Origin of the sequence: Bacillus cereus group sp. BceL220 (assembly GCF_051776965.1) — a bacterium.
GTDB classification, from domain to species: Bacteria; Bacillota; Bacilli; order Bacillales; family Bacillaceae_G; genus Bacillus_A; species Bacillus_A cereus.
Window position 1 is genome coordinate 418,540 of sequence record NZ_JBPWBC010000003.1, and the last position, 12,164, is coordinate 430,703.

A 12,164-nucleotide genomic window follows, 5' to 3' on the forward strand; every position below is an offset into this window, starting at 1 on the left:
GGCTTTCTACTTTCACGGTGAAAGGATTGGTTTATATCATTGATCAAACAGATTTTGAGATACTGAAATTATTAGGAGAAAACTCAAGAATACAATGGAAAGAACTTGGCCAAAAAATACATATGACGGGGCAAGCTGTAGGAAATCGAATTCGAAGATTAGAGGATTTAGGGATTATTGAACAGTATACAATTGCAATAAACCGAATCAAATTAGGACAAGTAGTGACTGCATTTGTTACTTTGTTCGTAACAACAGCTAATCACCAAGAGTTTATGAATTTCTTTCAAGGAGAAGAAGGGATTTCTGAAGTACACCGTATAAGTGGTGAGGGGTGTTATTTATTAAAAACACATTTTGCTTCCAACGAAGACTTAGATAACTTTCTAGGACGACTATTAAAATATGGGAACTATCGTGTTAACTTATCAATAGGAAAGTTGAAATAAGGTTTCTTTTCTTTGGAGGAGATAGTAACATTATTTGCTAAACTTTATTTGTATAGAGATAATGAAGTCGTTTAATGTTTATCTTAAATAGTCAGAGCCTTACTACAATTTATGTGTAGTAAGGCTTTTTAAAGTTGTTATATTCAACAATTAAGCTGAAGAGTTGTGGGTGGATATGAGAAGATTTCTTTCAAGAGAATCATAAATGATTTTGTCTTAAGAAAGATCCTGCAACTCAGTACAGGATCTTTAATCAAACGTTTTTAAAAACTAAATTGTGGTTTCATATCACCTTTATAAGGTTCATGTTCAACGAATATAGTTATATCCTTACCAGTTTGGTCTTTACCAGTTCTTTTATACGTAAATTTATTCTTATTTAGTTCAGTAAGCTCAAGAGCAGCACCGTATTTATTATTTCCAATTGAAACATGGGCTCTTATTTTATTTTCGTGTACAACATCGAAGTAGCCATAATCACCGCGGCTTTGACCTGTTTCGCTATTGAAGAACTCATATTTATTAGATTTGTCATCAAATTTTGCTAAACTTATAAAATTCGAATTAAACTGTGTTACATCGTTACCAGCTTCGTCTAATACCTTTGTTCCGTGCCAAAGGGTACCGCCCAAAATTTTATCTCCATCAACGTTTTTAACAATATCTCCTGTAGTCGTGTTCAGCTGCTTGTCCGGATCAGTGAAAGAAAGTTCTTTTTCTTTATATGGGACATGTTCAACGAAAACTTCTACATCTTTACCGTTAGCGTCTTTCCCCATTCGTTTATAAGTAAATACATTTTTGTTTAGTTTTGTCATGTCAACGACAGCTTGATACTTCATTGATTCTGAAATTAATATTCTCTTCTTCCCATCATTTGTGACAAAGAAGGTTCCTTTATCGCCACGACTTGCACCTGTTTTAGCATCAAAAAATTCATATCTGCCTGACTTCGCATCATATTTTGCAAGACCAATGAAGTTTGCATTCTCTTTTGTTAAGTCATTCTTATCTTTGTCATACACTCGTGTACCTTGCCAATTTGTCTCGCTAAGAATATTAGCCATTTTTTGCCCTTTAGTTAATTTATTTTCCTTTTTTGTTTCTTTAGCAACTTGTTCTTGTTTTTGTTTCCCATGATTTTCTTCAGCTTTAGTACCAGCACACCCTGTTAATGCTAATGTGAATCCGAGCAATACGGATGATAGTGCTTTTGCTTTTTTGTTCATGTTTTATCGTCTCCTTATTTTATGATTTCAAGTAGTACGGTTAGCGATTATAGTAGCAGTGCGTCATATATGAACTTAGTTGCTACGTTTCTTATGTTAATACCCGACTATAAACTGCCTCTAAATAAAACATTAAAAAAAGATAAACTAATTCCTAAAATTTGTTCATATTTATAAAAAATTGCTAGCTTGCTGTAGTACCTACGAGTAATCCAAAAAATACATTGTAAAGAAGAAGGAAAGCCACTAACAATAATGTAATTGCTAATAGAGCTAATCGATTGTAGTGCAAAACTTTTGAGAAAAACTGTAGGAGAAATGAAGATTTTATAGAATTCGTTTCGTATAGGAAGGGGATGCCCATGTTTGATTCAACAGATTTTAAGATTATACAATTACTACAAGGAAACGCTAGAATGAACTGGAAGGAAATTGGGGAGATAGTACATTTGACTGGTCAGGCTGTTGGGAAGCGAATTAATAAATTAGAAGAGGCAGGTGTCATTCAAAAATATACGATAAATATTGACAGGGCTAAGCTAGAAGGATCTATTATGACCTTTGTTACACTATTTTTGCATGCACCGCATTATCATAATCAAATTCAAAATTTTTTTGAAAAAACGGACGTAATTACTGAAATGTATCGTATAAGCGGCGATGGTTGCTATGTCATGACTCTTCACACATCTTCGCATCAGCAATTAGAAGAGACTCTTGCAGATGTTTTACATTATGGTGATTATCGTATAAATACTGTCATTAAGACGATGGAAAAAAAGAAAGAATAAGATACTTATCCTTTCTTTTTTCATATGGAACTGTAATTCTTTATTTGCTTTTGGTTATAAAACAGTTTGCTGACATGACTGTTGCATAAATATCACCAAACTCTAATGCACTCATGAACGATTGATGAGCGTGTACTGCGGGGATTAGATTTCTTTGGAATTCTAAATCTTTTGTTGTACAAGCATCTTCAATTACAATACATTGAAATCCGAAGTCACTGGCAGCGCGTACTGTTGCATCAATACATACATGAGTCATCATACCGCAAATGACTAGTTGGTCTATTTTTTCTGTCTTTAATGTTTCTAATAAATTTGTTCTTAAAAAACTGTTGGGGTGATGTTTTTGTAGGACTCTTTCGTTAACAATCGGTTGTACATCATCATGAATTTGAACACCTACTGTATCAGGTAAGAAGAAAGTAGCTCCTTCATTGTTCGCGATATGTTGTACGTGAATAACTGTTTTCTGTTTTTCGCGAAATACTTTCAAAACTTCTTTCGCTTTTTGTGCGGCTTTTTCAGGTTGATGTAATTCCATATTGCCGCCTTCAAAGTAATCATTTTGTATGTCTACTAATAGTAACGCTTCGTTCATCGTTATTCCCCCATACTTAGTGATTCAGCACGTTATTTGTACTGTACCGTTATTATATAAATTGTAGCTATGCGGAAGTAATAACGGTATGAAACGATTTTAACGGATATAGTTTCAGTGTGAAAAAAGTGAAAGTTGGTATAAGTACAAATGGATTTTGTGGAATTCACAGCAAGGTTATAGATAGAGTGGCATCGCAGGGTTAAAAATCATACCTTTGCTGGAGGAGCGGGTTATGTTTTTTTATGAGGAAATGCGATTTTAAGTTTTTGCTGAAGATGTTTTTCTAGGATATGCTGTGAGTGATTGGAGTGAGGTAGTGTCAGATATTGTCGACCAATCGATATATTGGAAAAATCGTTGATATATTGTGAGTTGTGATAGATATATTGAAAAAATCGTTGATATATTTGTAAAGGGGTGTTTGAGGTGATTGTGAAAGAGAGAAAAATGCCGATTTATATAAGACAGTTAGAAGCACTTCTTAGAAGGTTACCTGTACATCATCCGAAACGAAATTTAATTGGAGAAAACTTGGCAAAACACATGGCGGGGTATAAAGGAGAGCAAGCGATTGATTATCCGCTTAGTTTTATTTCTGAGAAAGAGTATAGTGTTTTACATGATGTTCGCTTATGTAATTATGATAAATACTTTCAAATTGATACTATTATCCTTTCCACAAAGTTTCTTCTTTTTCTTGAGATAAAAAATATAGCAGGTACATTAATGTTTGATGCAAAGTTTAATCAACTTATCCGAATAACAGAAGGAAATTCAGAGGGATTTCCAGATCCGGTTTTACAAATAAAAAGGCAAGAAATACAACTAAAGAAATGGTTAAACTCACATGGATTTTCCTCTAGTCTTCCAATTGAGTCCCTCGTTGTTATTAGCTCGCCTCGTACCATTATAAAATCTTCAGATGACAATCTTCTTCATACAATTATTCATAGTGCCAATTTACCTCATAAAATAAAGTGGTTTGAAAGTAAATATAAGAGAAAAGTTATAGATAATGTAGATAGGCTCATTCATCAAATAATAGCGGAGCATTCTCCACTTCAACAAAATATACTTGAGCAATATAAAATAGAAAAAGAGGAGTTGCTAAATGGAGTACAATGTGAGAAATGCTTAGTTATTCCAATGGTTAAAGTTAAGAAGGGTTGGCGTTGTACAAGTTGTAAAGATTTTTCAAAAGTGGCACATGTGGATGCTATACGAGATTATGCATTGCTCATTAGTAAGACATGTACGAATGGTAATTTGAAAGAGTTTCTCAATGTTTCGTCGGGTATGGTTGTAAACAGAATTCTCCACACACTAAATCTTCCCTACACTGGAAACAACAAAGGACGAATATATGATTTAACTTCTTTCCAATCGTAATTTTGCTATAATAAATAAGTACTTATACGAAGGGGAGTCTAAAGAGAAAATGAAGTCATTTAATATCGATCATGTTATAGCTAGTGTTTTGCAATGGATATTAAATATAGCTTTAATTATATTATCCATTGTGTTATCAATTTTCTTAGTGAATGAGACGATCACGTTTGTGCAGTATATTTTTTCGTCAAAAGAGTATACGTCTTATAAATTGGTTGAAAGTATCATCGTCTATTTCTTATACTTCGAGTTCATTGCATTAATTATTAAGTATTTTAAATCGAATTATCATTTCCCGTTACGTTATTTTATTTATATCGGAATTACGGCTTTAATTCGATTAATTATTGTGTCTCATGAGGAACCGATGGAGACGTTATTATACGCAGGAGCAATTCTTGTTTTAGTTATTGCTTTATACATATCGAATATGAGAGATTTGAGAAAAGAGTAGTAGTGCAGACGTAAGTTTGCACTACTTTTTTCATCTTGACCTTCAAGTTGCTTGAAAGTTTACAATGAAATTAGGGCGTTTGAAATCGAAAAAAATTGAGAAATTAAGTGAAGAGGTTTCTTTTACTTGGAGGTTATAGGAATGAATCAGGAATTGAAGTTACGTCCATTAGAGCGAGAAGATTTAAAGTTTGTACACGAACTTAATAATAATGCACATATTATGTCTTATTGGTTTGAAGAGCCTTATGAGGCATTTGTGGAGCTGCAAGACTTATATGATAAACATATACATGATCAAAGTGAACGCCGATTTATCGTTGAGAAAGACAATGAAATGGTTGGATTAGTTGAGTTAGTAGAAATCGATTATATTCACCGTAGAACAGAATTCCAAATTATTATTGATCCGAATTATCAAGGATATGGTTATGCAGTGGATGCGACGCGTTTAGCAATGGATTACGCTTTTTCCGTACTAAATATGCATAAGATTTATTTAGTTGTAGATAAGGAAAATGAAAAAGCAGTACATGTTTATAAAAAAGTTGGGTTTATGATAGAAGGTGAGCTTATCGATGAGTTTTTCGTTGATGGTAACTATCATAATGCAATAAGAATGTGTATGTTCCAAAAGGCATACTTTGGCACAAAATAACCGATTGGAAGAGCTATAGATAAAATATTATCTGTAGCTTTTTTGTGATGTGAAAAACATTTTTTATTGTAAAACGATAAATAATTGTTGATTTTTAATAATTTCAGGCGTATTATGATGGTAATAAGATCAGTGAGAATTAAAGGAGAGCATATGATGAAAAATAAATACGTAGTAGCTATTTCTTTAATGATTTTAGCGATTATTTCTTTAACTATACATGCTTCAAACAGTAAAGTAGGAGCGGATGGATTCCTTGAAGAACCTTTCTTTTTCCTAGTACCGATAAGTTATATATTGTTCCTTAGTGGTATAGGTGTATTATTATTTGGATTTATTACTTCCAAGCTAAAAAAGGGCAATAGATAGGGGCAACCCATAGGGACAAAACACTTACTATGAAATAGAAACATACCATATGGAAGAAAAAGAATAAGTGAGATGAATCATGATGAATCATCATTTTTATAATGGAAGACAAGTAGGAGCAGCTATTACACTGGCTGGGGCACAGGGGACAATTCATGCTATGAATCAAGCTATTCAAATGCAACAACAAGCATATTTTGCACAAATGATGCAAAGTCAGTATATGCCGTATTCACAGTTTCCGATGCAAATTGTACATTACGATGTACATCCAGCTGGTTTATTTTCCATTCCATATGGCGGGACATATTTCTTATGAAAGAAAGCGACTGGTTAGAGTCGCTTTCTTTTTTTATCCCGCTATGGGCGGCCTGATTAAAGTTTCATTTTATATTCCACCTAGCTTCATCCCAAGGAATGCGAAGAGGATACCAATTATGTAAGTAGCACTTAAATATAAAAGGAAGATGTATAGTTTTTTACGATTGAGAAGCTGAACAGATTCTAATTTAAACGTAGAAAATGTAGTGAATGCGCCCATAAATCCAGTACCTAATAATAGTTGCCAGCCTGTAGTGACTCCGTTGCCAATTATATATCCAAGTAAAAACGCCCCTGTTATATTAATAAGGAATGTAGCAATTGGAAATTGTATTTTATTTCTTTTCTTAAACCAATTGCTAATTGCAAATCGTGTAATCGCACCGAAAAATCCTCCTGTTGCGACTAATAAAGCTTCTATCATGAGTAATCACCTTCCGTAAGAGATTTCTTAATTAAGAAATCTCCAAGTGTATAGCCAAGGCCAGACATAATGAGGCCACCAAGTATGCTGCATGATACATATAAGAAGGCTATGCTCCACTCAGAATGATTGATCAATTGCACAGTTTCTACACTAAATGTTGAAAAAGTCGTAAAGGAACCGATGAATCCAGTTCCGATGCCTGTGATAACCTCTGAAGGTAAGATGTTTAGCCGAGCGATATAAGTAGTTAGCCACGCTAAGAAAAAGCAACCGATTAAGTTAATGAGTAATGTTGCCAATGGAAATGAATGATGCCAAAATGTGTTGATATTAAGACCTAAATAATAACGAGAAAGAGCTCCTAATATACCAGCAATGCCAACGATAATATAAATCAATTTTCTCACCTCTTTAAATAGCTTGCTCAAAAAAATAGACTCCTACCAGTATCCATACTGGTAGGAGTCATTAGCTAAGCAGCGTTTATGGCGAACTCCATCGCCTATGATTATTACATATAGTGTACTAAATATACCGTTTAATTTCCAGTGAGGAGAAGGGTGTAACGTTTCTTTTTTTGATGTCTGAAGGCTTTTTAAGTAATTAAAATGGGATAGATTACTTATCAACTAAATATAGTGATATAAGGTTTTAATTATGATAAAATGTTTCTTATGTGTGTCGTTTTATTTCATTTGACTGAAAATAAAGAAAAATAAATTCACGTGAAAAGGAGTCATTTATTTGAAGAAATTTTTAAAAATCATATTTATATGTGTTTTAGTAGTAGCAGGCATTGTAGGAGGATTTCTAGCGTATATGACACTTACTAAAGAACAGCCTGCTGATGTTACAAGCTTGAAGGTGGAGAATAATAAGGAGCGCGTATTAGCGACTGGAAATGAATTTAAAGTTACAACATTTAATATTGGATATGCTGGGTTAGATAAGGATCAAGATTTCTTTATGGATGGTGGAAAGGGATCTGGTTCAAGTAGTAAAGAGCAAACGGAAACTAATTTAAAGAATATGCTTTCGTTTTTACAAAATGAGAATAGTGATTTTGCACTATTACAAGAAGTTGATATAAAGTCACTTCGTTCATTTGATGTAAATGAACATGAATTTTTGAAAAAAGGATTACCTGATTATGTTTCATCATTTGGCAAGAACTACGATACGAAATGGGTTCCAGTGCCAATAACAAATCCAATGGGCTATGCGGAGGCTGGATTAAGTACGTTTTCTAAATACACTGTTCAAGAAGCGAAGAGGTTCCAGCTTCCTGGAATGGAGCCTTGGCCAAAGCGTTTGTTTGATTTAGATCGAGCAATTGTGGAATATAAAATTCCTGTTAATAATGGGAAACATGTTAGACTCGTAAATTTACATTTGTCTGCTTATGATGAAGGCGGGAAAATTAGAAAACAGCAAGTAGAGTATTTAAAAGAATATATGAACAAGCATTATGAAAATGGTGATTACGTAATAATGGGCGGAGATTGGAATCAATTAGTTTCGAACGCTCAATTAAGTGATCCGAAGTTCGTGAAAGAGCGCCCTGAGTGGTTAGTAGAGTTACCGAAGGACTTTACGGATGGTGGCTTTAAGTGGGCTGTAGATCCGTCTGTTATGACTGTGAGAGATGATGTAAAGAAATATGTAGAAGGTGAAAATTTCGTCACTATTATTGATGGCTTTATCGTTTCACCGAATGTAGAGATTGTAAATGTACAAGGGAAAGATTTAAAGTTTGAAAATAGCGATCATAACCCAGTGAGTGCAGTATTTAAACTGAAGTAATTGATATGTATAAGTAGAAGGTGGGGCTTCATATGGAGTGGTTAAAGAGGACTTGTTTTTCTAACCTTGAGAAAGAATCACAGAAAAATCATTTATTACTGTTTATAACGATTTGTAGTTTCTTCCTTGGGATAATCGCGATTGGGTATTATGGATATATTTTTACAGAGAGAGCAATAGCGTTTTGGATTTGTGGTATTTCTGTCGTTGTATTTGGAACGCTTTTTACTTTTATAAAAAGTATGGAATCAGCGTATAAATATATCATGACATTTATGTTGCTTACAATGTCTTACATTATGGTACAAGCTTTTAATGAAAGCCCGGCTGTATTTCAAATGGTCTATTTTACATTAGCTGTTTCACTTATTTACTTAAGTGAGCGCCTCATTTTAATTCTTGGCGGGGTAGCTGTTGTGATCACATTTATCCTTTGTAGCTATTGGCCGGAGCAATTTTTTGCTTATACAGCCTCATCTGAAGCTGCTAATTTCGCAAGTTTGTTAGCGATTGTAACAATCGCTATGTGGGGCGTCACGAAAATCGGTTCTAATCTGCTCCTTCGTTTAAGTGATGAGAAGCAAGAAGTAATGAGAAAAGCTCAGGAGTTAGAAGAGACGCAAAGACTTATTGAAGAAACAGTTGTGAAACTAGATAGTAATTTCAATCATTTAAGACAAAATATGAACACGTCGATGGAATCGATGAGTGAAATTAATTTTGCCTTTGAAGAGGTAGCAGTTGGTACGCAATCACAATCAGAAATGATGTATCGTTCGGTAGAAGTATTGAATGATATGGAGGGAAATATTGAACAAATCATCTCTCAAGTAAGAACTGCATCGGCTCGTGTGGATGAAAGTTTAGAAATTTCAAAGGGTAGCGTACATACTTTAAGAAATTTTGAAGCTAACATGAGAAGTTTAAATGATGTTGTTTCACAGTCTGGAATTATATTTAGAGATTTAATGATGCAATCGAAACAAATTAATGAAATTGTAGATGTAATAACGAATATTTCAAGTCAGACGAGTTTGCTAGCTTTAAATGCAAATATTGAAGCTGCGAGGGCAGGCGAGCATGGAAAAGGTTTTGCTATTGTAGCGAGTGAAGTGTTAAAGCTTGCTGAAGAATCAAATCGTTCTGCGGGAAGAATTCAAGGGATTTTGAAGGAGTTTAGTAATCAAGCAAGTAAGGTAGAAGTGCAGGTAGAGAAGTCAGAAAGAGTACAAGAAGAATGTAACGAGATGTTAGCAAGCGTTTTAACAAACGTAACTGATTTAGGGAAGTTTATTGATACGATTAATGAAGTAATGCGAGAGGTTGTTGTTCATCAAGAAAGTTTCCACGTTAAAACGACGAATATCGTAAAGGATGTTACGCATGCTTCTAACGTAATTCAGCAAACTTCTACAGCTACAGAAGAAGTGCTAGCGAGTGTGGAAGAAGAAAAACATCGAAATGATACGTCAGTGAAGACGTTACAAACTGTTAGCGAGCAAGTGAAGTTGTTAGAAGATATTTTAGAAAAGTAATATTGCTTGGAAAGAGCACAAATGATGTGCTCTTTTTTCATTGAAATGAATACTTGATAGGAATTTAATTGCTTTTCTGCGCGTTTTCTGCCAAGCTTAAGGAGATAAAGTGAGACTAGTACATACTGATTATTAGCCCTCACTAATCAAGCTATCCGCAAATAGCGGAATAAAATACTTCAAAGAAAGAATTATATAGGTGACGCATATGATCGAAGTTAAGACTTCTGAACTTAGTGATGGAGAATTTAATAGAGGTGTATTTGCAACTCGTGATATTAAAAAGGGTGAGTTGATACACGCAGCACCAGTTATCTCTTATCCAAATGAACAGCATGAACATATTGAGAAAACGTTACTTGCTGACTACGCATTTGAGTATGGGATCAATCATACGGCAATCCTTTTAGGATACGGTATGTTATTTAATCATTCATATAAACCGAATGCAACGTATGATATTGTCTTCGAGAACCATACGTTTAACTTCTTTGCTTATAAGGATATAAAAGCAGGAGAAGAAATTTTAATCAATTATAATGGTGAAGTTGATAACGATGAGCTGTTATGGTTTGATAAAGAAAAAGAAGAGAACGAAAAGTAATATAAAGAGTATAGAAAGAGCACATTCTGTCGGATGTGCTTTTTTTATTGATGTAAATAAAGTAAAAAGTACAAAAAAATACCACTTTCTTTTTGTATGGTATAGTAAGATACTGAGGGATAGTGTTTTGAAAAAGTCACATATTTTACAAATTGTTGTCTTTCTGATGACATGTCAAGTTTAGTAGTCCATTTGGGTTGCTTTATTATGCAATATATATTTTAATATGAGTGGCACCTCTTATAAATTAAGAGGTTTATAGGTGTCTCGAATTGATTTTGGGTACACTGTATCCACCACTTTAGGTTCTTTCATGTACGTGGGGATATTATGGGCCCGTATAACGGGATAAAATGAATATAGAAATAGAGGAATCGTAAAATGAATATGCAAGAGGTTTATAAATATTTAAGTACGGTATTGCCTGAAGGACATGTTAAACAAGATGAAATGTTAAAGAATCATACGCATATTAAAGTTGGTGGAAAAGCAGATGTTTTTGTTGCGCCTACAAATTATGATGAAATTCAAGAAGTTATCAAATATGCGAACGAATATAATATTCCAGTTACGTTTTTAGGAAATGGATCGAATGTCATTATTAAAGATGGTGGAATTCGCGGGATTACAGTAAGTTTAATTCATATTACAGGTGTTACTGTAACAGGAACGACGATTGTAGCACAGTGTGGTGCAGCAATTATTGACGTATCACGTATTGCTTTAGACCATAACTTAACGGGTCTTGAGTTTGCTTGTGGTATTCCAGGTTCAGTTGGCGGAGCGTTATATATGAATGCAGGTGCATACGGCGGTGAAATTTCGTTTGTATTAACAGAAGCTGTCGTAATGACAGGTGATGGAGAGCTACGTACTTTGACGAAAGAAGCATTTGAATTTGGATATCGTAAGAGTGTATTTGCGAACAACCATTACATTATTCTTGAAGCGAGATTTGAACTTGAAGAAGGTGTACATGAAGAAATTAAAGCTAAAATGGATGATTTAACGTTTAAACGTGAGTCAAAACAGCCTCTAGAATATCCTTCATGTGGTAGCGTATTTAAGCGTCCACCAAATAACTTTGCTGGTAAGTTAATTCAAGACTCAGGACTACAAGGTAAGCGAATTGGTGGAGTGGAAGTTTCTTTAAAACACGCTGGATTTATGGTGAATGTTGATAACGGAACAGCACAAGATTACATCGATTTAATTCACTTCGTACAAAAGACAGTTGAAGAGAAATTTGGCGTGAAGTTAGAGCGAGAAGTAAGGATTATTGGAGAAGATAAGGAATAACGAAATACGTATGAAGATATGAATTATTTTAAAATAATATTTGGATATTGTTGACAATTTGTTTTCAATTCAATATAATGCTAATAATTTAACAAATAACATACGTTGAAAGAGCCCAGTAGCAGTTTGTCACTGTTAACGAGAGAGCTAGGGGTTGCTGGAACCTAGCACAAACAAACTTGCGAATTACACTCTGGAGTATCTTAGGTAATGCTAAGCGGACTAGCAATCGATAT

General features: G+C 34.0%; 15 protein-coding genes, 1 riboswitch and 1 other annotated feature (1 of these 17 running past the window's edge). Of the genes, 11 read left to right on the forward strand and 4 right to left on the reverse strand.

Annotated features, from left to right (window positions below; genetic code table 11):
* The first annotated feature begins 17 nt into the window (after positions 1 to 17).
* Positions 18 to 449 (forward strand): Lrp/AsnC family transcriptional regulator, encoded by a 432-nt coding sequence (locus ACS2FK_RS11115; protein ID WP_002008929.1) that lies wholly within the window; start codon positions 18 to 20, stop codon positions 447 to 449.
* 263 nt (positions 450 to 712) lie between these two features.
* On the opposite strand, the gene ACS2FK_RS11120 is transcribed toward ACS2FK_RS11115, so the two are convergent.
* Positions 713 to 1,678 carry a DUF4822 domain-containing protein gene (locus ACS2FK_RS11120; RefSeq protein WP_001034144.1) on the reverse strand — a complete coding sequence of 322 codons (966 nt, stop codon included), beginning with the start codon at positions 1,676 to 1,678 and terminating at the stop codon, positions 713 to 715.
* A gap of 362 nt (positions 1,679 to 2,040) precedes the next feature.
* Here ACS2FK_RS11120 and ACS2FK_RS11125 point away from each other — a divergent pair, with 362 nt between their 5' ends.
* Positions 2,041 to 2,469 carry an Lrp/AsnC family transcriptional regulator gene (locus ACS2FK_RS11125; protein ID WP_000460485.1) on the forward strand — a complete coding sequence of 143 codons (429 nt, stop codon included), beginning with the start codon at positions 2,041 to 2,043 and terminating at the stop codon, positions 2,467 to 2,469.
* Positions 2,470 to 2,509: 40 nt separating this feature from the next.
* Here ACS2FK_RS11125 and ACS2FK_RS11130 read toward each other — a convergent pair whose 3' ends face one another.
* Entirely contained in the window at positions 2,510 to 3,067 is a 558-nt protein-coding gene (locus tag ACS2FK_RS11130) for a cysteine hydrolase family protein (RefSeq protein ID WP_001001091.1), read from the reverse strand.
* Between the two features lie 435 nt (positions 3,068 to 3,502).
* Between ACS2FK_RS11130 and ACS2FK_RS11135 the strand changes: the two genes are divergently transcribed.
* From ACS2FK_RS11135 to ACS2FK_RS11155, 5 genes are all read left to right on the forward strand, one after another.
* Positions 3,503 to 4,459: a nuclease-related domain-containing protein gene (locus ACS2FK_RS11135; protein WP_016079776.1), complete on the forward strand. Its 957-nt coding sequence runs from the start codon at positions 3,503 to 3,505 to the stop codon at positions 4,457 to 4,459.
* A 49-nt stretch (positions 4,460 to 4,508) separates the two neighbouring features.
* The gene (psiE, locus tag ACS2FK_RS11140) at positions 4,509 to 4,913 is read left to right on the forward strand and encodes a phosphate-starvation-inducible protein PsiE (protein ID WP_000834709.1); all 405 of its coding nucleotides are present in this window, start codon (positions 4,509 to 4,511) and stop codon (positions 4,911 to 4,913) included.
* Between the two features lie 141 nt (positions 4,914 to 5,054).
* Complete coding sequence (gene speG, locus ACS2FK_RS11145) at positions 5,055 to 5,570, forward strand: spermidine N1-acetyltransferase (protein ID WP_001071090.1); 516 nt, start codon at positions 5,055 to 5,057, stop codon at positions 5,568 to 5,570.
* A 153-nt stretch (positions 5,571 to 5,723) separates the two neighbouring features.
* On the forward strand, positions 5,724 to 5,939 hold the full coding sequence (locus ACS2FK_RS11150) for a DUF3955 domain-containing protein (RefSeq protein WP_223617937.1): 216 nt from the start codon (positions 5,724 to 5,726) through the stop codon (positions 5,937 to 5,939).
* Positions 5,940 to 6,018: 79 nt separating this feature from the next.
* Positions 6,019 to 6,258 (forward strand): DUF3947 family protein, encoded by a 240-nt coding sequence (locus tag ACS2FK_RS11155; RefSeq protein ID WP_023523378.1) that lies wholly within the window; start codon positions 6,019 to 6,021, stop codon positions 6,256 to 6,258.
* Between the two features lie 69 nt (positions 6,259 to 6,327).
* Here ACS2FK_RS11155 and crcB (ACS2FK_RS11160) read toward each other — a convergent pair whose 3' ends face one another.
* Positions 6,328 to 6,684 carry a fluoride efflux transporter CrcB gene (crcB, locus tag ACS2FK_RS11160; RefSeq protein WP_063548989.1) on the reverse strand — a complete coding sequence of 119 codons (357 nt, stop codon included), beginning with the start codon at positions 6,682 to 6,684 and terminating at the stop codon, positions 6,328 to 6,330.
* A complete protein-coding gene (crcB, locus tag ACS2FK_RS11165; protein WP_000639312.1) occupies positions 6,681 to 7,085 on the reverse strand; it encodes a fluoride efflux transporter CrcB in 405 nt (134 codons plus the stop codon). Before crcB (ACS2FK_RS11165) ends, crcB (ACS2FK_RS11160) begins: the two co-directional genes overlap by 4 nt.
* Positions 7,086 to 7,139: 54 nt before the next feature.
* Positions 7,140 to 7,199: riboswitch (Fluoride riboswitch) on the reverse strand.
* Between the two features lie 232 nt (positions 7,200 to 7,431).
* Between crcB (ACS2FK_RS11165) and ACS2FK_RS11170 the strand changes: the two genes are divergently transcribed.
* From ACS2FK_RS11170 to murB, 4 genes are all read left to right on the forward strand, one after another.
* Positions 7,432 to 8,490 carry an endonuclease/exonuclease/phosphatase family protein gene (locus ACS2FK_RS11170; protein WP_063548987.1) on the forward strand — a complete coding sequence of 353 codons (1,059 nt, stop codon included), beginning with the start codon at positions 7,432 to 7,434 and terminating at the stop codon, positions 8,488 to 8,490.
* A gap of 32 nt (positions 8,491 to 8,522) precedes the next feature.
* The gene (locus tag ACS2FK_RS11175; protein ID WP_063548985.1) at positions 8,523 to 10,025 is read left to right on the forward strand and encodes a DUF4077 domain-containing protein; all 1,503 of its coding nucleotides are present in this window, start codon (positions 8,523 to 8,525) and stop codon (positions 10,023 to 10,025) included.
* Positions 10,026 to 10,233: 208 nt separating this feature from the next.
* Positions 10,234 to 10,629: an SET domain-containing protein gene (locus ACS2FK_RS11180; RefSeq protein ID WP_000573647.1), complete on the forward strand. Its 396-nt coding sequence runs from the start codon at positions 10,234 to 10,236 to the stop codon at positions 10,627 to 10,629.
* A gap of 381 nt (positions 10,630 to 11,010) precedes the next feature.
* Positions 11,011 to 11,928, forward strand: coding sequence for a UDP-N-acetylmuramate dehydrogenase (murB, locus tag ACS2FK_RS11185; protein ID WP_001057102.1), 918 nt, complete (start codon positions 11,011 to 11,013; stop codon positions 11,926 to 11,928).
* Between the two features lie 96 nt (positions 11,929 to 12,024).
* Positions 12,025 to 12,164 (forward strand) — a binding site (T-box leader); it runs 76 nt beyond the window's last position.

Bases quoted from the DNA above. Each gene is read 5' to 3' on its own strand.
- ACS2FK_RS11125 (WP_000460485.1), top strand. From the start codon at position 2,041: ATGTTTGATTCAACAGATTTTAAGATTATACAATTACTACAAGGAAAC.
- murB (WP_001057102.1), top strand. From the start codon at position 11,011: ATGAATATGCAAGAGGTTTATAAATATTTAAGTACGGTATTGCCTGAA.
- ACS2FK_RS11155 (WP_023523378.1), top strand. From the start codon at position 6,019: ATGATGAATCATCATTTTTATAATGGAAGACAAGTAGGAGCAGCTATT.
- ACS2FK_RS11130 (WP_001001091.1), bottom strand. From the start codon at position 3,067: ATGAACGAAGCGTTACTATTAGTAGACATACAAAATGATTACTTTGAA.
- ACS2FK_RS11180 (WP_000573647.1), top strand. From the start codon at position 10,234: ATGATCGAAGTTAAGACTTCTGAACTTAGTGATGGAGAATTTAATAGA.
- psiE (WP_000834709.1), top strand. From the start codon at position 4,509: ATGAAGTCATTTAATATCGATCATGTTATAGCTAGTGTTTTGCAATGG.
- ACS2FK_RS11150 (WP_223617937.1), top strand. From the start codon at position 5,724: ATGATGAAAAATAAATACGTAGTAGCTATTTCTTTAATGATTTTAGCG.
- speG (WP_001071090.1), top strand. From the start codon at position 5,055: ATGAATCAGGAATTGAAGTTACGTCCATTAGAGCGAGAAGATTTAAAG.
- crcB (WP_063548989.1), bottom strand. From the start codon at position 6,684: ATGATAGAAGCTTTATTAGTCGCAACAGGAGGATTTTTCGGTGCGATT.
- ACS2FK_RS11175 (WP_063548985.1), top strand. From the start codon at position 8,523: ATGGAGTGGTTAAAGAGGACTTGTTTTTCTAACCTTGAGAAAGAATCA.
- ACS2FK_RS11120 (WP_001034144.1), bottom strand. From the start codon at position 1,678: ATGAACAAAAAAGCAAAAGCACTATCATCCGTATTGCTCGGATTCACA.